Here is a 23,975-nt window from a genome sequence, read left to right as displayed (position 1 = left end):
ATGGTACTGCCTTCACCGGTGGGAGAGTCGGTCGCCGCCAACCTTACTACTGCAATGCCTGCCGCTTTTACCAGCGGCAGGCATTGCGCTTTTATGGCAGTCCCAAGAACCACCTGCTTGCCCAGTTGGAATTGCTCCGACTACTTAAATCTTAGTTTCTCACTAGTTGAGCAGCCGGCTATGAATAATGCGTGTTATTTCAAGCTGGTATGTAGATGCTTTAATGACAAACTGGGCCTTTACGAACACTATTTGAGTATTTATTCACTTGTCCACTGAGAATGTATTGAGTTGTTGTGCAAGCAGTTCAGGGTGCATTTATTAATGAGGACAAATGAATACTATAGTGTTTGTAAATTTGATTTACCGTTCAGCCTAACTTATTTGTGCAATTATCACCAGCGCGTTATAGCAGAAGTATTGATTGGCTAACGGTGTTGCTTTATGTGATATTGGTTGGGATTGGGTGGGTGTGTATTTACGCCTCGAGTTACTCGCCTGAAGCGCCTGCTAATGCGTTGGGAACAATGAGCTTCGACAAGCTTATGGCTTTCAACTGGTTCAAGCAGTTGTTGTGGATTGGAACTGCTGTAGTGTTGGTGGTGGTGCTACTGGTTGTTGACTATAAGGCCTATGATACTTTGGCCTACGCCATGTATGGGGGGATGATACTGCTTCTGCTTATCACGATGTTTGTGGCCAGGCCCATAGCTGGTTCACGGTCGTGGTTGGAGATTGGACCTGTGCGTCTGCAACCGGCAGAATTTGCCAAGTTCACGACGGCTCTGGCAGCTTCGAGGTTCATGGCCAGTATAAACTTAAGATATCAGGATTGGCGGGACCAGTTGGTGCTAGCGGGAATTACCTTGCTGCCACCTTTGCTAATCGTGGCCTCAAACGAGTCGGGGCAGGCATTGGTGTTTGGGGCGTTGCTGTTGGCTTATTTCCGTGAGGGAATGTCTCCTCTAATATTGCTGCTGTTAGCCGCAGGTGCAGTTATTCTGGTATTGGCTTTGTTGGTGCCAAAAATCTGGTTAGTCGCAGTTTTTACTGTGGTTTTGTTGGTGGTGCTGGGGTTGAATAAGCGGGTTCTACGGCATCATTGGCCATTGGCCATTGGGGTGTGGGTAGCGGTGGTAGGAATGGTGGTAGGCGTTGATTTCTTTTATAATGAGGTGTTGCAGCCCCACCAGCGGCAGCGGATTGAGATTTTGATTAATCCTTCTGCAGACCCTTTGGGTAAGGGATGGAATGTGACGCAGAGTAAAATTGCCATTGGGTCGGGCGGCTTGATTGGGAAGGGGTTTTTGCAAGGCACCCAGACTAAGTTTGATTTTGTGCCTGAGCAAAGCACCGACTTTATCTTTTGCACAGTGGGAGAGGAGTTTGGCTGGGCAGGCAGCTTTTTTGTGATTTGCCTATACCTGACGCTGCTATGGCGTATTATATATGTTGCCGAGCGGCAGAAGTCAGTTTTTGGGCGCACATATGGGTACTGTGTGGCGAGCATATTGTTTTTTCACATGACCGTGAATATTGGGATGACGATTGGGCTAGCGCCGGTTGTGGGTATTCCCCTGCCGTTCTTTAGCTACGGTGGTTCTTCGTTGTGGTCGTTTACCATCCTGTTGTTTAGCTTATTGGCGTTGGACGCGTATCGCAAGCAAGACTTGGTGCGCTGATGGGTAGCCAGCGGGTGCCGGGCTGGGTGTGGACGACGCTGATTGGGGTTCACCTGGCGGCGGTTGCTTGGTCCTGCACGACGGGAGCCTGGGATTTTCCTGACTCGGATAGGTACTTGCAAGCAGCGGAAAATCTGTGGCGTGAAGGCGTGCTCTATGCCCGGCCCTGGCCTCGGGAGTTGCCAAGCGGTCAGGCAGTGCAGGAGTTCACGATACGGCCGGTTGGGTACCCGCTGGCCTTGCTGGTGCTGGGAGGGCTGCTGAAGGTGCCGTTTTTGGCGCTTTTATTTCAAAACTTGCTGAGCTTGCTCAACCTAGGGTTGGTGTTGCGGTGGTGGGCACGTACGGTGCGTCCGCAGCGGCAGTGTTGGAAGTGGGCGGTGGTTTTGGTTCTGTTATTTCCGGCGCAACTTATCTACGCAAATGCGGTGATGAGTGAGATGCTGCTGCAAACGATGGTCGTGGGAATATTTTGGGGTGGGATGTGGGCAGTGGAGTCCCCGAAACCAAAATATATGGCTGGAGTGGCTGCTGCTACAGTGCTGGCCTTACTGCTTAAACCCGTCTTTTACCCGATGGCATTGGTAGTGGCTGGGGCAGGCACGGTGCTGGCCTGGCGCCAGAAAGAAATGCGGTTGGCTGCGATTGCGGGAATTCCCATGCTGGTGGCCGGGCTTTACCTGGGGTGGAACATGCAGCGGACCGGGTATCTTCATTTCTCCAGTATTGCGGAAATTAACTTGCTCCACTATAATGCGGCTGGGGTAGTCAGGCAAGTGAGCGGGCCTGAGGCCGAGGAAGCCTGGGTTGCTGCGGTGCTGAAGGATGCCAACCAACAGGTGGGCTTTGCAGAGCGGCAGCTGCTTATTCGGACCCGGGCTTTAGTAGTAATAAGTGAGCACCCGGTTGTGTATGCGCGCCAACATATGCAGGGCATGGGAGCCGTGTTTTTTGACCCTGGTCGGTTTGACATCAGCCAGTTTTTGGGTGTGGCCCCGCCTCCGGACGGTGGCTTATTGGGGCAGATAAGGAATGGGGGATTTTTTCGTGCTCTTACGCGCCTGCCCATAGCTATGCTGGCCCTTCTGGGGGCGGTGCTGGTGGCCAACCTGGCGCGGATGGCGTTGGCGGTGCGCGGATTCCTGCTGCTGGGCAACAGGGCGTCGTTGTTGCGAAACGGGCGCTGGATAGCGGCGGGCCTTTTGTTTTACGTAGCGCTACTGACCGGGCCACTGGGAGCAGCGCGGTTCCTGGTGCCGGTGTGGCCTTTGCTACTGGGCCTCGCGCTGGTGGGATTGAAGGCCCCCGGCGTGCCTCAGCCCCAGCAGAGGGCGCCAATGGGTGAAGACTAAAGCCAGGGCGGAACAGAAAACGGGAGCCGTCAGGTACCCCATGCGCCCCAGGTCGCCGGAGAGGAGCATGTGAAGCGCCACGATGAGCAACAAGCTGCTCTCGGCCCAACCAAGCGTATTGAAAATCGATACTGAGTGGCGCTGCTTGCGCGTTTCCAGCCAAAAAGCTACGGGAACAACGACGGTAAACAGACCGAAAATACTGAGTAGCTCGCCCAATCCTTTTGCAGAAGCGGCCCGGCGAAGGGAATAGGTGATGTTATCTACATGCTCCCAGGCGTTGGCTACAGACTGCATGGCAGGCGCCTCGAACTGGGTGTCGATAACCCAATGGACGGTGAACAGGAGGGCCAGACCAGCGGCCAGCGCGAGAAGCTGCCGGGGCCAAGCCAGACTGTGGCGGCCAAACCAGAGCAGCCAGGGCACCAGCATAAGGAAAGACTCTTTTGCCAATGGGCCAACGACCAACGCAGCCAGCAGGGCCCACCTGCCGGCGGGTCCGCGCCGGATGGCGTAGTATCCCAGGCCAACTACCAATAGATACAGGCTGTCGGTGAGGGGAAGGCCCGCGGCATACCCTGCCCAACGGCTGGTGAGCACGGCAAGCATGGCCAGGGCCGCGCCCAAAACGGAGGCTCCGGCCATGCGGGCGCCGTGGTACCAGCAGGCGCCGGCGGCCCCGAGCACTAGGCAGTTGACCAGGTAAAAAGCAAAACGCAACGGCCACTGCCCGGCGGGGCGCTGGGGCCATACCTGGGCGTACGCTCGGGTAATAGGCGCGGCTACCAACGCCGCCGCTGCGGGCACCAGAACCCGGTAGCGGTGGGTGACGCGGACACCATCGAAGCGGCCGGCGGCCATGCGGAGGTAGCTGCGCGTGTCCGGCGAGTGCGTGAAATCATAGTGCACGTACATCGGATAGGCCAAATTGGCCAGCGCGGCTACTGCCAGCAACCACGGCAAAAGCCAGCGCCGGAAGCGAGCTCCCACTAAGGGCTGCCGGGAAAGAAGCGCGGAACTAGGCAAATTTTCGTTCGATGAGCTTCAGCAGCTTATTGACGTGTTCCTCTTTGCGGCCCCATTCGTAGCGCTGCGACAGGTGACCGGTAACGTAGCTCCGGGCTTGGTCAGCGGTTGATAAGGTGTCGAGGTGCTGGATGGCAGCGTGGTACTCCATGTTCTCGCCCTCAAACAACTCGTTGATGAAGCTAAAACGCTGGTTAATGGATATGGCTTCGCGCAGGGTCTCTACTTTAGGGCTGGACCGCTCCGCCAACGGCACGGTGGCCGCGGTGGCCCGCAGCGTTTCGGCCAAGAGAGCAGTTGTGGGTTGGGCGGCCTTGAGCTTCTCGTGCAGGGGAATGGCACTCACCTCGGCGGCAGGCTGCTGGAAAACGGATGACGCAGTAAGAATGGCTGGCTCGGGAGCCGCGACTGGCAGCGGTTCCGGAGTGCCTGCAGCCGGAGTAGAAACGAAGGTTGGCACCGCTACTGGGGGGCTTGCCGGAGCGGGCTCAATGGGCTTTTTTGTGGGAACCGTCGTTTGCTCAGCCGCCGGGGCAGCTGGGGGAGCCGCCGCCGGGGTATTGGCGGTCGATACCGGCCCATCTTCCAGCAAATCGGCGGTGGTGAGGGGCAGCAGGGCACTGAGCTCGGAGGCCAGGCGCTGCATGGGCTGGTGCGCTTTGTAGTTGGCGGCGTGGTAAAGCTCGAAGCGGTGCACGATGAAATCGCGGCTGAGCTCCTTGCTGGCGGGCAGGCTCTCGACAAACTCCTGAAAAAAAGCTTTATCGGTATCGATGTAGCGGAGGTTGTCGCGCAGGCTGGCAAGCGTAACCGTCTCGGCCGGGCCCAGCAACAGGCGCTCGAAGCTGCCGCCCGGGTCGGCTACAATGCCGAGGGTGTCGGCAGTGGCCTGGGCCAACAAGGGCTCGAAGGTGGCGCGGCTGAGGCTGATGTGCCGCGATAGCACGTTCATGAACTGCGCGAGGGCCGCTTGCACGGGGGCGGCTTCAAAATCGAAGTAGGGGCTGCGCAGGCGGGCGGTTTCGGCCTGCCACTGGCCAAGGAGTTGGCGAATTACCAGCAGATTGATTTGGCGGATGGGGGTGAATTTGAGCACCGCCGGACCATCGAGCGTGGCGGTGGGCTGGGAGCCAAAGTGCTGGTCGCAGAGCCGGGCGGCCAGGCGGCGACCGTATTGGGCGCACTTGGCGAGGCTATATTTGTCGTTCATAAAAAGGCCGGGTTTCGTGCCCGAAGTTAGGCATAAATGGCCCTGTTGACGATTGAAAACTTGCCCGGCGCGGCCATAACGGTCCCGGCCGGGGCCACGCTGCTGGCCGCGCTGCACGCGGCTGGCCACGATTGGATGCACGCTTGCGGGGCCAAAGGACGCTGCACCACCTGCCGAATACAGGTGCGCCAGGGTCTCGAAAATTTCAGTCCGCCCACCGCTGCCGAGCTCCGCTACCAGGCTGCGGGCCGGCTGCAGGCCACCGAGCGGCTGACGTGCCAGGCCCAGCTGCCGGCGGGCGAGGCCGTGGGCCGGGTGCCCGAGGCCACGCAGCTGCCCCACGTGCAGTATCGCGAAGCCCAACCCTGAGCCCGTAACTTTATCGGGAGGCTGCCTCCTGCCTGGTAGCAACAGATGGCCAGCACGTTTACTCAGGTGGCTCTTAAAGTTCATCCGGGGCAGAGTGGTGCGCTCAGTTGTTCGTTCCTAACTTTAGGTTCCTAAACCTTCCCAAGCCGCCTGTACCTTGTTTATTGAACCACGCGTTGGCAACCGCCACACTGCCCCGCGCCGGGGGTGGATTGAAGTGGTGTGCGGCTCCATGTTTTCGGGCAAAACAGAAGAGCTGATTCGCCGCCTCACCCGCGCCCGCATAGCCCGGCAGCAGGTCGAAATCTTCAAGCCGGCTCTGGACACCCGCTACGACGTAGAAGACGTGGTAAGCCACAACGCCTCCCGCATTCGCTCCACGCCGGTGGCCATTCCCTCCGAAATTCTGCTGCTGGCGGCGGGTTCCGACGTGGTGGGCATCGACGAAGGACAATTCTTTGATGATTCGCTGGTGGACGTGTGCCTGCAGCTGGCCAACAACGGTACCCGCGTGATTGTGGCCGGACTCGACATGGACTACCTTGGCCGTCCGTTTGGCCCGATGCCGGCCCTGCTGGCCACGGCCGAGTATGTGACCAAAGTACACGCCGTGTGCGTATGCTGCGGCGAGATTGCCTCGTATTCTTACCGCATTGCGGCCAGCGAAAGCCAGGTGCTGCTCGGCGAAACCGACTCGTATGAGGCGCGCTGCCGGCCCTGTTTCCTGGAGGGCATGCAAGCCAAGACCCCGGTCCCGGAAAGCCGCTCGGCCGCGGCGCACTAAATAAGCTCCGGAGGCGTTGGCAAAGTTGGCCCCATTGCGGGTACTCAAATCGTGTTTTTGCTGAGCATATGTCGCACATCTTCCGTTGTTTGCTTGGGCTAGCCGGGCTGCTTTTATTTGCTGAAGCGGCTCTTGCGCAAGGGGCTGTGGGCTACGGCGACTGGCAGTTGCACTTGCCCACCAACCGCCCCAGTCGTCTGGCTGACGCGGGCGACCGGGTGTATGTGGCAACGGAAAATGCCTTTTATTTTCTCGACAAATCCCTCAACACCACGCAGGTACTTTCGCGGCGCGATGGCCTGAACGACGTGGGCGTAGTGGCTCTGGCCTACGATTCGGTGACGCAGCAAACCGTGCTGGGCTACCGCAACACCAATCTGGACATTATCCAGCGCAACGGCCGCATCCGCAACCTCAACGACATTCTGCGCAAGCAGATTCAGGGTGCCAAGGCCATTACCAACATCTCGATAGGGCCCGGCAAGGCGTACGTGTCGACCACCTTTGGCCTGGTGGTGGTGGACCTTGTGAAGCTTGAAGTGACGGACACCTACTCCAATATTGGGCCGGGCGGCACCGTGGTGGCCGTGTACGACGCGGCCGTGGCCAAAGGGGCGCTTTACCTCGCAACTTCGGCCGGATTGCTGCGCGGAGCACTCACCAGCAACCTGTTGGATTTTCGTAGCTGGACCGCGTACCAGCCGGCCACCACCGTAGACCCCGCGCGGCGCACGTTCCCCTTTGTGGCGGCTTACAACGGCGAGGTGTATGCCGCCGTGGAAGGCACCGGCATCGGAGTGTTCAAATTCGTTCCCGGCACTCCCGGTACGTGGCGTTCGGTGCCCAACACCCGCACGGCGCAATTCCGCAACCTGCGGGCCAGCGGAACCGGGGTGTTTATCATTGATGACGATTCGGGCGTGCGCAAGATTGGGGCGAACGATGCCGTGACCAACGTGGTGGCGCGCAGCCCGGCCGGCACCTTTCTGCAGGACGCCGTGCGCTCGCGCGATGGCAGCTTTTACCTGGCCAACTTCCAGCTTGGCCTGCAGCGGGTGCCGCCCGGCGCGGCCACGCCCACGGAGCAGTACGTGGCCAATGGCCCGGTCAGTAACCTGGCGTTCAGTATCCTGGCCGATGCCCGTACGAACACGGTGGACGTGTTTTCGGGCGGCTATTCAGAACGGTACGACCCGTCCATTGTCCGGGAAGGTGCCGGATTCTACGAGTTTAAAGACGGCCAGTGGACCAGCTTCACGGCGGCCGTGCCCGGATTCCCGAACGTGGTCCGGCCCACGCGCGGCACCCGCACGCCCGACGGCACGTTGTATTTCGGTGGCTACGGCGACGGGCTGGTGGAGTGGAAGGGTTTGGGCAACATTCGCCGGTTTGGCGAAGGTACGCCGGCCGGTAGCCCGCTGTTGGGCACCTTCGGCAATAAGAATCGGGTCGAAATCACGGACCTGACCACCGACGCCGAAGGCAAAGTGTGGGTTGTGAACCGGCATCTGCGGTCCGGCGTGTCGGGGCTGTTCCTTTTCGACCCGGTTGCGACCACCTGGCGCATCATGCCCTGGCGGCTGGGCTTTGAGGCGCTCGACCGGCTGGCGCTCGACGACAACGGCTACGTGTGGGCCGCGGTGGCGCGCAAAACCGACCCCACCAACGCGCCCCTGGGAATTTTTGCGGTGGACCCCGCCACTGTTTCGCCCCAGCCGCCGCGCTTTTTCACCACGGCGGCGGGCCTGCCCGACAATCAGATTTACGAGTTGGCGAAAGACCGCCGGGGCTACATCTGGGCCGCCACCATCAAGGGCGTGGCCGTGTTCAACGACCCCCGCGGACCGTTTGACCCGGCTGCCGTGTTCTCGACGCCATTTACACCGAATGAAAAGGGTGAGCTGTTTCCGACTCTGTTCAGCGAGGCCGTGCGCACGCTGGCCGTGGACGGCGGCGACCGCAAGTGGTTTGGCACCGACAACGGCCTGTGGCTGTTCTCGCCCGACGCCGACAAAGCCTTGTTGCACTTCACCACGGCCAACAGCCCGCTGCCCTCCAACCGCATTGTGGACGTGAAGGTGAACGACAAAACCGGCGACGTGTGGGTGGCCACCGACGCCGGCGTGGTGGCGTACCGGGGGGCGGCCACCATCACGGAAGGCAAGCCCAGCTGCGCCGCTGTGTTTCCCAATCCCGTGCGCCCCGAATTTGCGGGTACGGTGGGCATCACGGGCCTGGCCAATAATGCCCAGGTAAAAATTACCGACGTGGCCGGCCACCTCGTATACGCCACCACAGCCAACGGCGGCACTGTGACCTGGAACATGACCACCCCCGACGGCAAGCGCGTGCGCTCGGGCACCTACCTCGTGCTTTCTGCCGATGCCGACGGCAAGAACGGCTGCGTGAGCAAAGTGGCGGTGCTTAGCAGGTAGCGCACTGCTTCAGGAAGAACGAGGAATGGAGTACGGGGCGTTTTTCTCCTTGCTCATTCGCTATTCCGCAGGCTTTACCCCTCCTTGACCCATGTTAATCAAGACCCGAGGCATCGTCCTCAGCTACCTGAAATACCGCGAAACCAGCATCATTGCCCGCGTCTACACCGAGCGGCTGGGGGTGCAGAGCTACATCGTGAACGGCGTGCGCAAAGCCAAGCCGCCGGGCCGCATTGCCCTGTTTCAGCCCTTCACGCTGCTGGAGCTGGTGGCCTACGTGGCCCGCGGCAGTGGGGGGCTCACGCGTCTGTCGGAGTTCCGGTGCTCCGAGCCGTTTGTGAGCCTGCCCTACGAGGTGCAGAAGAGCAGCGTGGTGCTGTTTCTGTCCGAAGTGGTGGGGCGGGCCGTGCGCGAGGAAGAGCAGAACGAGCCGCTCTTTCAGTTTCTGCACGACTCCATCCTGGGGTTCGACCAGCAAACCACCGGGTCGGAAAATTTTGCATTGGTCTTCTTGCTCCAGCTGGCCACGTATCTGGGCTTTGGCATCAGCACGGGGGGTGAGCTGACCGACCAGGTGATAATGGCGGGCCACGCGCCCACCACCTCCGGCGCTACCGGGCCGGCCACGCTGCGCCTGCGCGAGTTCGATATTTACTTAGATGAATTGCTGCGCGACCCCGCCACCAGCACCATCCCCAACGGCCGCGTGCGGCACGAGCTCCTGAACGTGCTCATTCGGTACTACCAGCTGCACGTGGAGCAGATGGGCGAAATCCGCTCGCTCGATATCCTGTCGCAGGTGTTGGCCGAGTAAGGCGGGCTGTTGGCTGCGCGGCTGGTGGGCGGGCTATTTGAAATCAACCAGCTCTACTTCGAAGCGCAGCACGGCATTGGGGGGAATGTCGGCGCCGGCGCCGCGGGGGCCGTAGGCCAGGGGCGAAGGAATGAGCAGGATGGCCTTGCTGCCTTTGGTGAGCATGGCAACGCCCTGGTCCCAGCCCTTAATGACGCGGCCCGCCCCCAGGGGAAAGGAAATGGGCTCGTTGCCGTGCTTGGCCGATGAGTCAAATTCCTGGCCCGTAGCCAGCACGGTGCCCCAATACAGCACCCGCACGTTCTGGCCCTGCTTGGGCGGCAAGCCCGTGCCGGGCCGCGTGACGATGTAGTAGGTGCCACCGGCCGTTTTCTTGGCCACCAGCTTGTTCTTTTTTAGGTAAGCGTCAATCTGAGCGGCGTCTTTGGCGGTTTGTGCCACGGCTTTTTGCTGCTCAGCTTTCAGCATATCGGCCTGGGCCTGCTGCTGGCGGGCCGTCATCTCGGCCATGGTCAACAGCTCGCGGGCGCTGGCGGTTACAACCAGCGTATTGCCGCTTGTGCGCAGAAACGGCGGCACGGACTGCCGAAAAGTTTTGGCAAAAATGGTATCGGCCGAAAAGCGGAACACGGCGCTGTCGCCGGGCAGCAGGATGCCCAGCGCTTCTTCCAGCCCGCCGGGCGTGGGTTTCTCGGGCAGGGCCACCGGCTGCGGGGTGGGCTGCATGAGGCGCGATTTCATGACGACCGAGTCGCGGCCCGTGCGAAATTCCATGAAAACGGTGAGGATTTTGCCGGCGCGCGTAGCGTAAGGGTCATCGGCGGGTGCTAGGGTGCGCGGCTGGTAGCGCCCCGCCGCGTCCTTGCGGAAGAGGCGGTACTCGGTGCCTGTGGGCAGGCGGGAAAACGCCGTGATGGGGGCTTGCGCTCGGGCAGGCTGCCAGCAGGCAAACAAGGCGCAGGCCGCGCTCAGAAAGATGTGTCGCATGGATAGGAGGGAAGATTCTGGCAATCCAGAAACAAAAACTTAACGCACGCTCAACACCTCCAGCTCAAAAACCAATTCAGTATTGGGCGGAATCAGGTAGCGGCGCTCGTCGTCGGGGTCGGGCACGCCGGTCGCGCCGTAGGCCAGGGAGGCGGGTATCCAGGCCTTCACCCGGGAGCCGGCGGGCACCAGCAGGAGCAGCTCGTCCCAGCCCGGAATGACGTCGCCACGCCCCACCCGGAAGCGGAGCGGCCCGCCGGTGGCCACCGTGGCATCGAAGATGTGCCCATCGGGCAGGAAACCGGTGTAGCGCACGGCTACGCGGCTGCCAGCGCGGGCCAGCGGCCCAGTGCCCCGCTCCCGAAACACAAAGCGCGCCCCACTCCGCGTGATTTGCGGAACGAGGCGCGCGGTATCGGAGCCGGTGAGCGGGGCCGTGGGCGTAGTCGGCACGGCGGGCTTCGGCGCTTCCTGCCCGCTGGCCGCCGTAACAGCCAGCAAAAACACGAGGCTCAGCCCCCTTGCATACCACCGACCTATGCTAGCAGCTTTGCTCACGGAATGCCTTCTTAATAAACTTCCAGAACCTCTATATCAAACAGCAGGGCTGCATCGGGCGGAATAGCACCGGCGCTGCCAGTGGGCCCGTAGGCCACCTTAGAGGGCAGCAGCACCAGCTTGCGGTCGCCCTGGCGCATGAGCAGCAGCGCTTCGTTGAAACCAGGTACCAGGCTTCCCTGCGTGAATACCGCACAGCCGCACTCGGTGCGGTTGTTAGCGGTATTGTCGAAAATAGCGCCCACTGGGAAGCGGCCGTCGCCGTTCGAAGCCGGGTAGCCCGTCGTCCCGGGGTGTGCGCCGTTGCTCAGGAAGCGGCCGAGGTACTTGAGCCGCACCTGCTTGCCCGCCGTTACCGGCGTGCCCTTGCCCTCGGCCAGTGGCACCAGGTACACGCCGGAATTGGTGCGGGTGGCTTTGGTGAGCAGCTGATTGCGGGTGAGGTAGTTGCGGATGGTGTCCTCGTCGATGCGCTTCATCTGCTCTTCGTGGAGGCGCGCCGACTTCTGGAAAGTATTTTCGGAGTTGCAGCTCCACAGAGCCGGGGCCGACAGGAGCAGGCCCGCCGCCAGCAACAGGTAACGGGAGCGCAGCAGGAGTTTTTTCATCACGAGAAGGGGTAGTAAAAGAATTCCGACCAACGGAGCCCGGGTAGCTATGCCGCGCCGCCCGTTGGTCGGAATCAGGAATTTAACAAGGTCTATTGAACGTCAACAAGTTCCACCTCGAATTTCAGGGGGGCGTTGGCGGGAATGTCGGCGCCGCGCCGCGGGTGCCGTAGGCTAGGGGCGAGGGGATGAGCAGGATGGCCCGCGTGCCCTTGTTGAGGAGCGAAATGCCTTCGTCCCAACCCGGAATCACGGCACCCTGGCCGATGGGGAATTCAATGGGCTTGCCGGTTTTGTCCGACGAGTCAAACTGCTTGCCGCTAAGCAGCGTGCCGTTGTAGTTCACGCTCACCGTTTGGCCGGCCTTGGGCGTAGCGCCCGTGCCGGCCTTCAGCACCTGGTAGTAGAGGCCCGAGGGCGTCTTCTTTACGGTTAGGTTGTTTTTCTTGATGTAGTCCTGCAGCACGGCGTCGTCGCTTTTCAGCTGGGCCACTACTTCGGGCGCGGCCATGGCTTTGGCCTGGGCGTCCTTCTGCTCCTGCATCTGCTTGGCGTACTCGGGCGAGGCCATGCGCTGCTTCATTTGGGCGGCCATGGCGCGCTTCTGCAGTTCGGGCTGCATGGCCTGGGCTTCTTCCTGGGTGATGAGCTTGGGCGTGGTGGCCACGTACATCATCACCACGTTGCCGCCGCGGCGCAAGAACGGCGGCACCGGCTGGCCCGACTTGGGCTTAATGAGGGAGTCGACCTGGAAGCGAAACACGCCGCTGTCGCCGGGCTGGAGCAAGGACAGCGCCTCGTCGGGGGCGCCTTTTTGCTTGAGCTCCTGCAGGGGCAGGGGCACGGGCAGGCCCACATCGCGGCGGGTGTTCTGCAGCACCGAGTCCTTGCCGGTGGTGTAGCGCATGTTGCCCAGCAGGAACTTGCCCACCCGGTCTTTGTAGGTCGGGTCGCCATCGGGGCCGATTTCGCGACGCTCGTAGCCGTTGCCGACTTTTTTGAAAATCTTGTACTCGATGCCAGACTTGGTTTTGGCATAGTCGCCACCGCCTTTGTTGCAAGCGGTGAGGGAAGCGAAGCCAAGCAGGCCGGCCGCCAGGGCCAGTTGCTGCGCGGAGCGGGAGGAAAAACGCATGAAAATATAAGAAGTGAGGAGTCGAAAACGGTTCAAAGTTACGCTACTGGCGGCGCTACTGCCGCAGGCACGCCCGTGAGCTGTTCCTTGTACTCGGGCAGGATGCCCAGGAAGCGCTCCACCGTTGCATCGAGCTTGGTATAGCTGATGCCGCCGGCGGCGTTGTGGTGCCCGCCCCCGTCAAAATGACGGCGTGAAAAGTCGCTCACCGAGAAGGTGCCCACCGAGCGGAAAGAAATTTTTACGGCCACGCCGCGGTCAATGAACACGGCGGCAAAAACGATGCCCTCGATGCTCAGTGCGTAGTTTACCAGGCCTTCGGTGTCGCCGGTTTTGCTTTCGTATTGGCGCAGCTCGTCCTGGGTGATGGCGATGTAAGCCGTGTTGAACTCGCGGTTCACCACCAGCTTGTCCTTAAGCACAAAGCCCAGGAAGCGCAGCCGGATTTCGGAATGTGAGTCGTAGATGCGGCGGTGCACCGACGAGAGGTCGATGTTCACCTTTAGCAGTTCGGCAATGATGAGGTGCACGTTGCGCGAGGTGCTGGGGTGCCGGAACGAGCCCGTGTCGGTCATAATGCCCGCGTACAGTGCCTCGCCGATGCCCTTAGTGATGAGGTCCTGGTCGCCCAGGTCGCGGATGATTTCAAAAATAAGCTCGGCCGTGGCCGCGGCGGTCGGCACCGAAAAGACGATGTCGGCGAAGTCCTCGGGCTCCTGGTGGTGGTCTATCAGCACCTTGGTGCCGCTGGCCTGGCGGATGTACTCGCCCAACTCGTTGATGCGGCCCAGGCAGCTGAAGTCGAGGCAGCAGATGACTTCGGCGCGGGCAATGAGGTCGCGCACCTGGCGGTCGTTCTGCCGGCGGTCGTACACCACCACTTCCTCGTTGCCCTCCATCCAAGTGAGGAAGGCCGGGTAGTCGGAAGGGGTAACCACCGTGACGTGGTGGCCTTTTTGCTTGAGGTACCCGGCCCAGGCGAGCGACGAGCCCAGCGCGTCGGCGTCGGGCTTGTGGTGGGTGGTAATGACAACCTGCTTGGGCTGCGCGAACAGCGCTTGCAGGGCGGAAATGGGATTGGACATCGACAACGGGATTGGTCCTGAAAGAAACTAAGGGCCGGTGGCTTACGAAGAAAATCGGGCGGCAAAAGTCGGAAGAAATCTTTTCTTAACAGCCGTCGCCCCCTGGAAGGTTCGCCCGAAACCGAGGAATGAGACCGGCGGCTTTCCGGGTGAAAAAGCGGCTATCTCGCCAATACCGGCTTTCGGGGGGGAGAAGCAATGGGTAAATCTTTCTTTTGTGGTCAGCGAATAAAAGATGGCGGCGGTGCCAAAGAGGTGCCGGGTTCGGCCCGCCGGGCCTGGGCGAGGAGGGTGACGAAGGCTTTGGGCAAGTAGGACTCATGGCCTTCGGGTTGACGCGTAGTTCCACTCGTGGCCTTGGGGTTGGCGGGTAGTTCCAGCCAGACCGCGCGGCGGGGCATCGCAGCCGCTCCTCCTGGCGCACACACGGCAGCAGCAAGTCGGTTTCTGCCGGTAGAAGCCGCACAAGGCGAAGGTGGGCATTGAGCGGGCGCATTTGGGTCGTGCCATAGTGCCGCCGAGGGACCCCGGGTTGGGTGCTGGCTGGGGATGTGGTAGTTTTGCCCTTTCAACACTTCATCTTTATTCGAATACCCCGCCATGGCCACCAACCGCACATTCACGATGATTAAGCCCGACGCCGTCCAGGAAAACCACATCGGTGGCATCCTGCACATGATGGAAGAAGGCGGCTTCCGCGTCGTGGAACTCCAAAAAATCAACCTTACCGCCGAGCGCGCGGGCCAGTTCTACGCCGTGCACGCCGAGCGTCCTTTCTACAACGACCTGGTGAAGTACATGTCGAGCGGCCCCATCGTGGCTGCCGTGCTGGAGAAAGACAACGCCGTAGCTGATTTCCGCACCCTCATTGGCGCTACCAACCCCGCCCAGGCGGCCGACGGCACCATCCGGAAGAAGTACGCCAAGAGCATCGAAGCCAACGCCGTGCACGGCTCCGACTCCGACGAGAATGCGCAAATCGAGGCTGATTTCTTCTTCGGCTCGAAGTAAGCAAAAGGCGCGCTACACGACTTTGGCACAAAGAAAAAGTCCGCTCTGCATTGCGCAGAGCGGACTTTTTCTTTGTGCCAAAGTCGTACTTTTTTTGTACCAATTTTGTGTTGTAGGCCTCAACTCACCGGCTAAAACCGATGCGGCCGGGCGTTTTGGCCTCGCTGATGAAGTCGGTTTTGTCGCGGTTGTAAATGTCGGCCAGGGAAGTGGCTTCCAATACGGGTTCGGTTTGGCCCAGGCTGGTGGCCAGGGCCTGGGCTTTTTCAATCTCCAGGGCCTCGAAGCGGTAGGAGGCAATGAGTCGGCCTTTGCGCAGCAGGGCCTTGTCGATGCGGGCCAGCTCGGCGTTGAAGGTGCAGATAATTTGGATGTGGAAGCCGTCGGAGAGCAATCCGTCGGACAGGTTCAGGAGGTTACTCACGGCGTTGCCGCCGTGGCCGTCGCGCTTGGCCAGCAGTTCCTCGGCGTCTTCAATGAGCAGGATGGAGTTGGTGTTGTCGTGCAGCAGGTTGATGAATTCCGGGTCGGCAATGCGGGTGGCCAGGTTGGGCGGAATAAAGAGCTTGGGTTTGTCGGTGAGACCGCACAGGTGGCGGATGTAGCTGGTTTTGCCGGTGCCGGGCGGGCCGTGCAGAATGATGATGCCCTTCTCGTCGGGCTGCTGCAGGCGCTTGAGAATGGCTTCATGGGCCGGCAGCAGGTCGTCGTTGTAGTGGGTGGCCAGGTCCAGCGCGGGTATTTTGATGGGCAGCGGCGAGAACTCCAGCTCGCCAAACGCCAGCCGCAGCACCTGAATCCGGTCATGTTCCAGCTTGCCGGTATCCAGCTCGGCCACCAGCAGCGCCTGGGCCAGCGCCAGCTGCTTGGGGTCGGTTTGGGGGGAGAAGAACAGCTGGCCGGCGCGGTCGCCGTAGGTGCCGCGCTCGTAGAACCAGAGCAGCAGGTGCGGCGCCAGGTTGAGGGCGTAGTGGCTGATGTCGGGCGCTTTGCCTTTCTTATCCAGGTACACGGCGTGGGCCACGGTGCACGCCTCCAGGTCGTAGCTTTTGGCTAGTGCGGTCAGCACGGTTTGCCGGGACTCGGCGCTGGCCAGCTGGTAAATTTCGCGGCGCGGCAGCACGCCAAACGCCGCGTAAAACCAGGAAACGGGTTGGAAATAGCCGTCGCGCTCGAAGGTTTGCGAAAGGTTGGGGGGGGCCACTGGTGGCAAGGGTTTCTTCATGCCGTACGCTGTCAGACTCAAAAATACACGTTACCGCCCGGAAAGCAACCCTCCAGCTTACTTGCCGACTGTAAGACCAGTCGCGCTACAACCGGCGGCCTGGGTTGCGCATCCGGCGCCAAGGGGGACGGTAGGCCCACAAAAAAAGCCCCGCGGATGGCGGAGCTTTTTTGTAGTAACAGGTACAAAAGCGGCTGCAGCAGCACCGCGCCGCCGGGCTGCGCTAGGCCTGTTCCACCGAAAGCTGGCCTTCGGGTTGCGCTTCCTCCACGGGCTCGGTGCTGTGGGTGTGCTTGAAAAAGATGATAAACAGCACGGCAATGGCCAGCGCATAGGCGGCAAACGTGAGCCAGATGCCCTGCCAGTCCTTGGCGCCGCTGGCGTCGGTGAAGTATTCCTGAATGATGATGCCGCTCAACGAACTGCCCAGCACGGCCCCGAAGCCGTTGGTCATCATCATAAACAAGCCCTGCGCGCTGGCCCGAATGCTGGGCTGGGTCTGGGTTTCGACGAACAGCGAGCCGGAAATGTTGAAGAAATCAAACGCCATGCCGTACACGATGCAGGAGAGGATAATCATCCAGAGGCCCTCGCCGGGGTTGCCGTAGGCAAACAGCCCGAAACGCAGCACCCAGGCTATCATGCTGAACAGCATCACCTGCTTGATGCCGAAGCGGCGCAGGAAGAACGGAATGGCCAGGATAAACAGCGTCTCAGAAATCTGCGAGATGGACATGATGATGGCCGGGTACTTCACGGTGAGTGTGTCGCGGTAGGCCGGGGTCTTGTCGAAATCGTGCAGGAAGGTGTCGCCGTACGCGTTGGTGAGCTGCAACGCGGCCCCCAGCAATAGCGCAAACAGGAAGAAGGTGAGCATTTTGCGGTCGCGCAAAATCGCAAACGACTTGAGGCCCAGTATTTCCAGCAAACCCTGGCTGGAAGTGTTGGTGGACTGGGGCGGGCACTTGGGCAGCGTAAAGGAGTATAGACCCAGCACAAAGGCCGCGCCGGCTGCCACGTAAAACTGGCTGGCTGATTTCTCGATGCCCAGCAAACTCACCGTCCACATGGCCACGATAAAGCCAATGGTACCCCATACGCGAATGGGCGGGTAGTCCTTCACCACATCAAGGGCCTGGGTCTTGAGCACCGAAAACGACACGGCAATGGACAGCGACAGCGTGGGCATGTAGAATACCATGTTCAGCAGGATAACCCAGAAGAACGTGCCGGGGTCGTCGACCAACGGGATGGTGCAGAGGGTGATGCCGCCCAGGATGTGCAGGATGCCGTAGAGCTTTTCGGCGTTCACGTACTTATCGGCCACGATGCCCATGAGCGAGGGCATGAAGATGGACGCAATGCCCATGGTCGAAAAAATGGCGCCAAACTGCGTACCCGACCACTCCTTCGTCTGAAACCAATACGCCCCAATCGTTATCAACCAGGAGCCCCAGATAAAGAATTGTAAGAAACTCAGTATGATGAGGCGCAACTTAGTATTCATGCGGAGTCAGGATAAAAGAGAGAGAGTATTCAGCCGATAAAGATACACGCCTTCCTGCCAGAAGCGGCAAGCAAGTGCGGCTAATCTTGTGGCTGTTCCGGCCCGGATTGAGGCAGGCCGTTTAGAGCGTTGTGCCTCACAGGCGCCTCTTCGTAGCATGATGGAAGCCCGCACTACCTCGTTGAAGCTGGTTGTAGGGCAGTAAAAAGGCCCCGGACAATGCTGTCCGGGGCCTTTTCAAAGCATTAGCAAATGCGGATGCTACGCCTGGTAGCTGGGCGAAAACGTGCCCGCGGGCTGGCCGTCGGCCGTCGGGTAGTTGGTGTAGCCCTCGGGGCCGGGGGTATACAGGGTATCCGGGTCGAGGGGAGCGAGCGGGGCACCGGTTTTGAGGCGTTCCACTAGGTCGGGATTCGAGATGAAGGGCTTGCCGATGGCCACGAGGTCGGCGTGGCCGCTTTGCAGGGCTTCTTCGATGCGCTCCACGGTGGTGTAGCCGCCGCTCAGGATGAGGGTGTTGGTGAATTTTTTGCGGATGGTGGCCACCGTTTCGGCGGGTACTGCGGGGGCGCCCATGCTGGAGTGGTCCACGAGGTGCACGTACACCAGGCCTATTTTCTGCAGCTCCTCGGCCAGGTAGGCGTAGGTTTCGTCCATTTCGGGGTAGTGCGGCATGTCGGCGTCGGTGCCCCAGGGCGAGAGGCGAATGCCGGTGCGCTCGGGTCCGATGGCCTCGGCCACGCCGCGGGCCACTTCCAGTACAAAGCGGGCGCGGTTCTCCACGCTGCCGCCGTACTGGTCGGTGCGCTGGTTGCTGTGCGGGTTCAGGAACTGCGAAAGCAGGTAGCCGTTGGCGCTGTGCACTTCCACGCCGTCGAAACCGGCTTCCAGGGCCAGCCTGGCACTCTGCACGTACTCGTCGCGCAGACGGGCCAACTCCTCAGCCTGAATTTCGCGGGGCTCGGTATGGTCCAGCAGCTGCTCCTGGTCAGTCCACATCTGGCCCTTGGCCGTGATGGCCGACGGGGCCAGTACCTCCGAGCCCTCGGGCAGGTTGAGGGTGTGGGCAATGCGGCCGGCATGCATGAGCTGAATGAAAATGTGGCCGCCGTGGTGGTGCACCGTCTCGGTCACGCGCTGCCAGTTGGTGACGTGCTCCTGGTTGAACAGACCCGGAATGCGGGCGTAGCCCAGGCCGTCGGCCGAGGGCGACGTGCCCTCCGTGATGATGAGGCCGGCCGTGGCGCGCTGGCGGTAGTACTCGGCCATCAGCTCGTTGGGCACGTTGCCCAGGGCACGGCTGCGGGTGAGCGGTGCCATCACCACGTGGTTGGTTAGGGTAAGCGGACCCAGCTGAGCGGGTTGAAATGTTTTATTTGACATAGACGAATGTGCCGCCGTGCGTAAGTAGCGGCATCGGATGAATGAAACGCGTCTTTAAACCGGGTACGTACACGAATTGTTTCAGTGCGTGGAATAGTAGATGTTGTAGCAGACGTCTCACTCCCACCAAAAACGAAAAAAGACCCGCCCCACAACGTGGAACGGGCCTTTTGCAGCAGATACGCCGGGGTTGCCCAGCGTGCTGATAATTTACATGGGCGTGGCTTCGGCGAAGCGCTTGTTCACCTCATCCCAATTGATGAGGTTGAAGAACGCGGCAATGTAATCGGGCCGGCGGTTCTGGTACTTGAGGTAATAGGCGTGCTCCCACACGTCGAGGCCGAGCACGGGCAGGCCCTTGCAGCCCGCGTCGGGCATCAGCGGGTTGTCCTGATTGGGCGTCGAGCAGATTTGCACCGAGCCGTCGGCTTGCTTGCACAGCCACGCCCAGCCCGAGCCGAAGCGCGTGGCACCGGCTTTGGTGAATTCCTCCTTGAATTTGTCGTAGCTGCCAAACGCCGTGGTGATGGCCTGCCCGACGGCGCCGCTGGGCTGGCCGCCGCCGTTAGGCGAGAGGATGGTCCAGAACAGCGAGTGGTTATAGTGGCCGCCGCCGTTGTTGCGCACGGCCGCCGGGGCTTGGCAATGTTGTGCATGATTTCCTCAATGGACTGGCTTTCCATCTCGGTGCCGACAATGGCGGCATTCAGGTTGGTCACGTAGGCCTGGTGGTGCTTGCTGTGGTGGATTTCCATCGTTTGCGCGTCAAACGTAGGTTCCAGGGCATCGTAGGAATAGGGGAGTTTGGGGAGGTCGAAAGCCATAAGGGACAGGTGTTTTAGGTTGGTCGCAAGAGTGAGAAATGTATCAGAGACTATAACAGCCCCACTAGCTACCTAGTTACGGCCGCCATCCGCTCAAGTTCAAAAGTATATTTATTTCCGCTTTAAACTAAAAAACGCCTGCATCAGCGCGGCGCACTCCGCCGCCTGCACGCCGCCCCGCAGCTGCGTGCGCGGATGCAGCAATTGTCCGTGCCGCCGGAATCCTACTTTGGGCTCGTCAGCGCCAAATACCACGGCCTTCAGCTGCGCCCAGTAGCTGGCACCTGCGCACATCACGCAGGGCTCTATGGTGACGTAAAGCGTGCAGTCGGCTAGGTATTTATTGCCCAGATGATTGGCGGCTGCCGTGAGGGCCAGCATCTCGGCGTGGGCCGTCACGTCGCGCAATTGCTCGGTCTGGTTGTAGCCCCGCCCGATGATTTGCGTCTCAAACACCACCACCGCGCCGATGGGAATTTCGTCGGCTTCCAGGGCTTTTTCAGCCTCGGCCAGGGCTTGAAGCATGAAATAGGCGTCGTTCATGGCAGGAGAGGTAGCACGGGCTTTTAGTCCGCGTCAATCGGCGCGAACGCGGACTAAAATTCCGCGCTATTTCAACACAATGGCATTCATCACGGCCTGGGCCGTGGGCTGCCACTGCGCCTGCTCGTTGGCGGGAGCCACAAACGTGAAAACGTACAATTGCTGGCCCTGAATGGCGTACTGCACGGCTTGGTAGCGCTTTATTGGGGCCAATTGGTTGGCGCGCTGGCTATCGGCAACGGTCGACACAAACTCGAAATACATGAAATCGCGCCCGTTCACGGTGCGGATGTCCTCTTTAATAAAGTCAACCTTAGTGTAGAGTCGCTGAATGCTGGACTTGTAAATCTTGAGCAACACGCCGTAGTCCATGCTCTCGAAGGTGGTGGGGCGCACGGCCACGCTGTAGTCCACGCGCCCGCTGCGGTCGGAGTATACCGCCAGCGGCTTGCGCGGCGACGGGTACTTTACGGCAATGCCATCATCGGGCAGCGGCGCAAACGTGGCGGGCACGCCCACCGTCAGGCCCGAGCCCAGCTTCACATTCGTGAGCTTAGGCTTGGGTACGAAGGCCAGCAACCCAAACAGTAACAGTAAAAACGGGAGAATTCTCATAGCAGGGTCGGATAGAAAACAACAAAGAACAGCATGCCGAGCTTGCCAAAGCATCTCTATTGCGCAAGTATTTAGTTACTAACGCAGTAGAGACGCTTCGGCAAGCTCAGCATGACGTTCTACTATATAACAGGGCAAACTAACGCCGGGCGGCCGGGTATTTAATCCGGACCTTCTTCCAATACACGTAATTGCCGGTTTTGGCTTCTACCAGGTAGGTGCCGGCTGGAATCTTGCCCAGGTCCACCGGGGCGCCGGTGTTGGTGGCGGGGTCCAGCTCGGTTTGATAAATGACTTTGTTCTTGTAGTCCGTCATCACCAGCGTGCCGGGCTTGCTGAATTGCTGGGTGAAGCTGAGCAGAATGCTCTTGGAGTTGGGGCGGGGGTACACGTCGATGCCCGACAGCGTTTCGATGCGCTTGATGGGGCCGTCGAGCGTGACGGCGCCGGCCGTGCCCTTGGATTTAATCTCCGTACCCGACACGTCGGACTTGCTTTTGGTTTTGACTTTGGTTTGTGCCTGGGCAGCGCCGGCAAACAGGAGCGCCGCTGCGAGGGCGAAGGAGGGGAGGAGTTTCATGAACAAGGAAGGGGATTGAGAGACAAAGGAACACACTTGCCATCGGCCTTTGCATATCCCGTACCAAAGTTTGCGTTTTCGCCCCGGCGGCCCAGTGGCTACCTTCGCGGCAGATTCAATTAACAGGTTGCGGTGAACAGGTAACAGGGCCAAGCGTCGGACAGACGATGGGCGAACCCTGGAAAGCGCCAGCTGCTATTTGTTACTTGTTCACTCTGCAAACTGTTAACTGCCACATGCTACGTACCCACACCTGCGGCGAGCTTCGCCCCGAACACATTGGTCAAACCGTGACGCTTTGCGGCTGGGTGCAGCGCACCCGCGACAAAGGCGCCATTCTCTGGATTGACCTGCGCGACCGGTACGGCCTCACCCAAATCACCCTCGAAGAAGGCGTAGAAGCCGAAGCCGTGCGCGAAACCGCCCGCCACCTCGGCCGCGAATTCGTGCTGAGCGTGACTGGCAAAGTGGCCGAACGCTACTCCAAAAACGACAAAATGCCCACCGGCGGCATCGAAATCCGCCCCGATAAGGTCGAGATTCTGAATCCCGCCAAGCTGCCGCCCTTCCTTATCGAAGACGACACCGACGGCGGCGACGACCTGCGGATGAAGTACCGCTACCTCGACCTGCGCCGCACCCCCGTGCGCAACAACCTCATGCTGCGCCACAAAATGGCCCAGGCTGTGCGCCGCTACCTCGACGGCCAGGAGTTTATCGAAGTCGAAACGCCGGTGCTCATCAAGAGCACGCCCGAAGGCGCGCGCGATTTTGTGGTGCCCTCGCGCATGAACCCCGGCGAGTTCTACGCCCTGCCGCAGTCGCCCCAGACGTTTAAGCAGCTGCTCATGGTATCGGGCTTCGACCGCTACTTCCAGATTGTGAAGTGCTTCCGCGACGAAGACCTGCGCGCCGACCGCCAGCCCGAGTTCACGCAGATTGACTGCGAAATGGCCTTTGTAACCCAGGAAGATATTCTGAACACCTTCGAAGGCCTCACGCGGTACCTCTTCAAGGAAATCAAAGGCCTCGATTTCCCCGAAGTGCCCCGCTTGACCTACGCCGACGCCATGCGCCGCTTCGGCAACGACAAGCCCGACACCCGCTTCGCCATGGAATTTGTGGAGTTGACCGCCATCGTAAAAGGCCAGGGCTTCCCCGTGTTCGACAACGCCGGTCTGGTGGTGGGCATCAACGCCGCCACCTGCGCCCACTTCACTCGCAAGCAACTCGATGAGCTGACGGACTTCGTGAAGCGCCCGCAAATTGGCGCCACCGGCCTTATCTACGCCCGCGTCGAAGCCGATGGCGCGGTAAAATCTTCGGTCGATAAATTTTACTCGCAGGAAGAGTTGCAGCGCTGGAAAGCCGCCTTCCACGCCAACGCTGGCGATTTGCTGCTCATCATTGCCGGTGAGCCCAACAAGGCCCGCAAAGCCATGAGCGAGTTGCGCCTTGAAATGGGCCAGCGTCTTGGCCTGCGCAACAAGGAAGACTTTTCGCCCCTGTGGGTGGTCGATTTCCCCCTGCTGGAATACAGCGAGGAGGAAAAGCGCTACTTCGCCATGCACCACCCCTTCACCTCGCCCAAGCCTGAAGACCTGGCCCTGCTCAACTCGCCCGATACCATCGGCCAGGTGCGCGCCAACGCCTACGACCTTGTGATAAACGGCGTGGAAGTGGGCGGCGGCTCCATCCGTATCCACGACCGCGCCGTGCAGGCCCGCATGTTCTCGCTGCTCGGATTCACCGACGAAGAAGCCAAAGCCCAGTTCGGCTTCCTGCTCGACGCCTTCGAGTACGGCGCCCCGCCCCACGGCGGCATCGCCTTTGGCTTCGACCGCCTCTGCAGCCTCTTCGGCGGCGCCGATTCCATCCGCGACTTCATCGCCTTCCCTAAAAACAACTCCGGCCGCGACGTGATGATAGACTCGCCCTCACCGATTTCGGGCGCGCAGCTGAAGGAGCTGAGTATTAAGACGGCCGTGTTAGTGAAGTAGGTTTTTTGAAGCTGAGAGAAGCGGAAGCGGCGACTGATTCCTCAGTCGCCGCTTTTTATTGGTAGTTCATCGACCTTTTCAAATAACTTCCATCCTACCTCCATTCCTTGCTTTAATTCTTGGTCGATAAGCTCTTTTACATTGAAGCTGTTTAGGAAGTGGGCATTGGGGCAATTTTACGCAATAAGAGCACGGTAAAGGCCAGCCAGTGGAAGGCCAGCCAATTTTGCACGCTGGTTTCG

General features: G+C 60.3%; 21 protein-coding genes and 1 pseudogene. 8 read left to right on the top strand and 14 right to left on the bottom strand.

Annotation, left to right across the window (positions count from 1 at the left end; all coding sequences use genetic code 11):
- Positions 1-386: 386 nt before the first annotated feature.
- Together rodA and BEN47_RS20615 are read left to right on the top strand one after the other, a co-directional pair.
- The gene (rodA, locus tag BEN47_RS14310; protein ID WP_070729079.1) at positions 387-1,682 is read left to right on the top strand and encodes a rod shape-determining protein RodA; all 1,296 of its coding nucleotides are present in this window, start codon (positions 387-389) and stop codon (positions 1,680-1,682) included.
- A 116-nt stretch (positions 1,683-1,798) separates the two neighbouring features.
- Positions 1,799-3,034, top strand: coding sequence for a hypothetical protein (locus tag BEN47_RS20615; RefSeq protein ID WP_204378331.1), 1,236 nt, complete (start codon positions 1,799-1,801; stop codon positions 3,032-3,034).
- Here BEN47_RS20615 and BEN47_RS14300 read toward each other — a convergent pair.
- The gene (locus tag BEN47_RS14300) at positions 2,954-4,024 is read right to left on the bottom strand and encodes a hypothetical protein (RefSeq protein WP_125921694.1); all 1,071 of its coding nucleotides are present in this window, start codon (positions 4,022-4,024) and stop codon (positions 2,954-2,956) included. The genes BEN47_RS20615 and BEN47_RS14300 overlap by 81 nt on opposite strands.
- Before the next feature lie 28 nt (positions 4,025-4,052).
- Positions 4,053-5,270 carry a DUF8457 domain-containing protein gene (locus tag BEN47_RS14295; protein WP_070729076.1) on the bottom strand — a complete coding sequence of 406 codons (1,218 nt, stop codon included), beginning with the start codon at positions 5,268-5,270 and terminating at the stop codon, positions 4,053-4,055.
- Positions 5,271-5,306: 36 nt separating this feature from the next.
- On the opposite strand from BEN47_RS14295, the gene BEN47_RS14290 reads away from it, so the two are divergent.
- The 4 genes from BEN47_RS14290 (at position 5,307) to recO (ending at position 9,672) form a co-directional block, all read left to right on the top strand.
- A complete protein-coding gene (locus BEN47_RS14290) occupies positions 5,307-5,639 on the top strand; it encodes a 2Fe-2S iron-sulfur cluster-binding protein (RefSeq protein ID WP_070729075.1) in 333 nt (110 codons plus the stop codon).
- A gap of 157 nt (positions 5,640-5,796) precedes the next feature.
- Positions 5,797-6,423 carry a thymidine kinase gene (locus BEN47_RS14285; protein ID WP_083322440.1) on the top strand — a complete coding sequence of 209 codons (627 nt, stop codon included), beginning with the start codon at positions 5,797-5,799 and terminating at the stop codon, positions 6,421-6,423.
- Between the two features lie 68 nt (positions 6,424-6,491).
- A complete protein-coding gene (gene porZ, locus BEN47_RS14280; RefSeq protein WP_125921693.1) occupies positions 6,492-8,858 on the top strand; it encodes a type IX secretion system anionic LPS delivery protein PorZ in 2,367 nt (788 codons plus the stop codon).
- Between the two features lie 91 nt (positions 8,859-8,949).
- Positions 8,950-9,672, top strand: a complete 723-nt coding sequence (recO, locus tag BEN47_RS14275) for a DNA repair protein RecO (protein ID WP_070729073.1) — start codon at positions 8,950-8,952, stop codon at positions 9,670-9,672.
- Positions 9,673-9,705: 33 nt separating this feature from the next.
- Here recO and BEN47_RS14270 read toward each other — a convergent pair whose 3' ends face one another.
- From BEN47_RS14270 to BEN47_RS14250, 5 genes are all read right to left on the bottom strand, one after another.
- Entirely contained in the window at positions 9,706-10,659 is a 954-nt protein-coding gene (locus tag BEN47_RS14270) for an FKBP-type peptidyl-prolyl cis-trans isomerase (RefSeq protein ID WP_070729072.1), read from the bottom strand.
- 39 nt (positions 10,660-10,698) lie between these two features.
- Positions 10,699-11,217: an FKBP-type peptidyl-prolyl cis-trans isomerase gene (locus BEN47_RS14265; protein WP_083322439.1), complete on the bottom strand. Its 519-nt coding sequence runs from the start codon at positions 11,215-11,217 to the stop codon at positions 10,699-10,701.
- 11 nt (positions 11,218-11,228) lie between these two features.
- Entirely contained in the window at positions 11,229-11,825 is a 597-nt protein-coding gene (locus BEN47_RS14260) for an FKBP-type peptidyl-prolyl cis-trans isomerase (RefSeq protein WP_070729070.1), read from the bottom strand.
- A gap of 124 nt (positions 11,826-11,949) precedes the next feature.
- A complete protein-coding gene (locus BEN47_RS14255; protein ID WP_070729069.1) occupies positions 11,950-12,960 on the bottom strand; it encodes an FKBP-type peptidyl-prolyl cis-trans isomerase in 1,011 nt (336 codons plus the stop codon).
- A 38-nt stretch (positions 12,961-12,998) separates the two neighbouring features.
- Complete coding sequence (locus tag BEN47_RS14250; RefSeq protein WP_070729068.1) at positions 12,999-14,045, bottom strand: DHH family phosphoesterase; 1,047 nt, start codon at positions 14,043-14,045, stop codon at positions 12,999-13,001.
- A 600-nt stretch (positions 14,046-14,645) separates the two neighbouring features.
- Between BEN47_RS14250 and BEN47_RS14245 the strand changes: the two genes are divergently transcribed.
- Positions 14,646-15,056 (top strand): nucleoside-diphosphate kinase, encoded by a 411-nt coding sequence (locus BEN47_RS14245; RefSeq protein ID WP_070729067.1) that lies wholly within the window; start codon positions 14,646-14,648, stop codon positions 15,054-15,056.
- 124 nt (positions 15,057-15,180) lie between these two features.
- Here the strand turns inward: BEN47_RS14245 and BEN47_RS14240 are convergent, their stop codons facing one another.
- From BEN47_RS14240 to BEN47_RS14210, 7 genes and pseudogenes are all read right to left on the bottom strand, one after another.
- Positions 15,181-16,260, bottom strand: a complete 1,080-nt coding sequence (locus BEN47_RS14240) for an AAA family ATPase (RefSeq protein WP_158011028.1) — start codon at positions 16,258-16,260, stop codon at positions 15,181-15,183.
- A 244-nt stretch (positions 16,261-16,504) separates the two neighbouring features.
- Entirely contained in the window at positions 16,505-17,788 is a 1,284-nt protein-coding gene (locus BEN47_RS14235; protein WP_070729065.1) for a nucleoside permease, read from the bottom strand.
- A gap of 261 nt (positions 17,789-18,049) precedes the next feature.
- Positions 18,050-19,171, bottom strand: a complete 1,122-nt coding sequence (locus BEN47_RS14230; protein ID WP_070729064.1) for an alkene reductase — start codon at positions 19,169-19,171, stop codon at positions 18,050-18,052.
- 210 nt (positions 19,172-19,381) lie between these two features.
- Positions 19,382-19,995: pseudogene (locus BEN47_RS14225) on the bottom strand (superoxide dismutase).
- Between the two features lie 111 nt (positions 19,996-20,106).
- Positions 20,107-20,538 carry a nucleoside deaminase gene (locus tag BEN47_RS14220; protein ID WP_070729063.1) on the bottom strand — a complete coding sequence of 144 codons (432 nt, stop codon included), beginning with the start codon at positions 20,536-20,538 and terminating at the stop codon, positions 20,107-20,109.
- Between the two features lie 66 nt (positions 20,539-20,604).
- The gene (locus BEN47_RS14215; protein WP_125921692.1) at positions 20,605-21,153 is read right to left on the bottom strand and encodes a hypothetical protein; all 549 of its coding nucleotides are present in this window, start codon (positions 21,151-21,153) and stop codon (positions 20,605-20,607) included.
- 139 nt (positions 21,154-21,292) lie between these two features.
- Complete coding sequence (locus tag BEN47_RS14210) at positions 21,293-21,733, bottom strand: T9SS type A sorting domain-containing protein (protein WP_070729061.1); 441 nt, start codon at positions 21,731-21,733, stop codon at positions 21,293-21,295.
- A 236-nt stretch (positions 21,734-21,969) separates the two neighbouring features.
- Here BEN47_RS14210 and aspS point away from each other — a divergent pair, with 236 nt between their 5' ends.
- Complete coding sequence (gene aspS / locus BEN47_RS14205; RefSeq protein ID WP_070729060.1) at positions 21,970-23,733, top strand: aspartate--tRNA ligase; 1,764 nt, start codon at positions 21,970-21,972, stop codon at positions 23,731-23,733.
- Positions 23,734-23,975: the final 242 nt, after the last annotated feature.

It is taken from the genome of Hymenobacter lapidarius, from assembly GCF_001816145.1.
Classification (GTDB): Bacteria; Bacteroidota; Bacteroidia; order Cytophagales; family Hymenobacteraceae; genus Hymenobacter; species Hymenobacter lapidarius.
The sequence above is the reverse complement of the archived record's forward strand: the minus strand, read 5'-3'. Positions and strand labels throughout refer to the sequence as shown.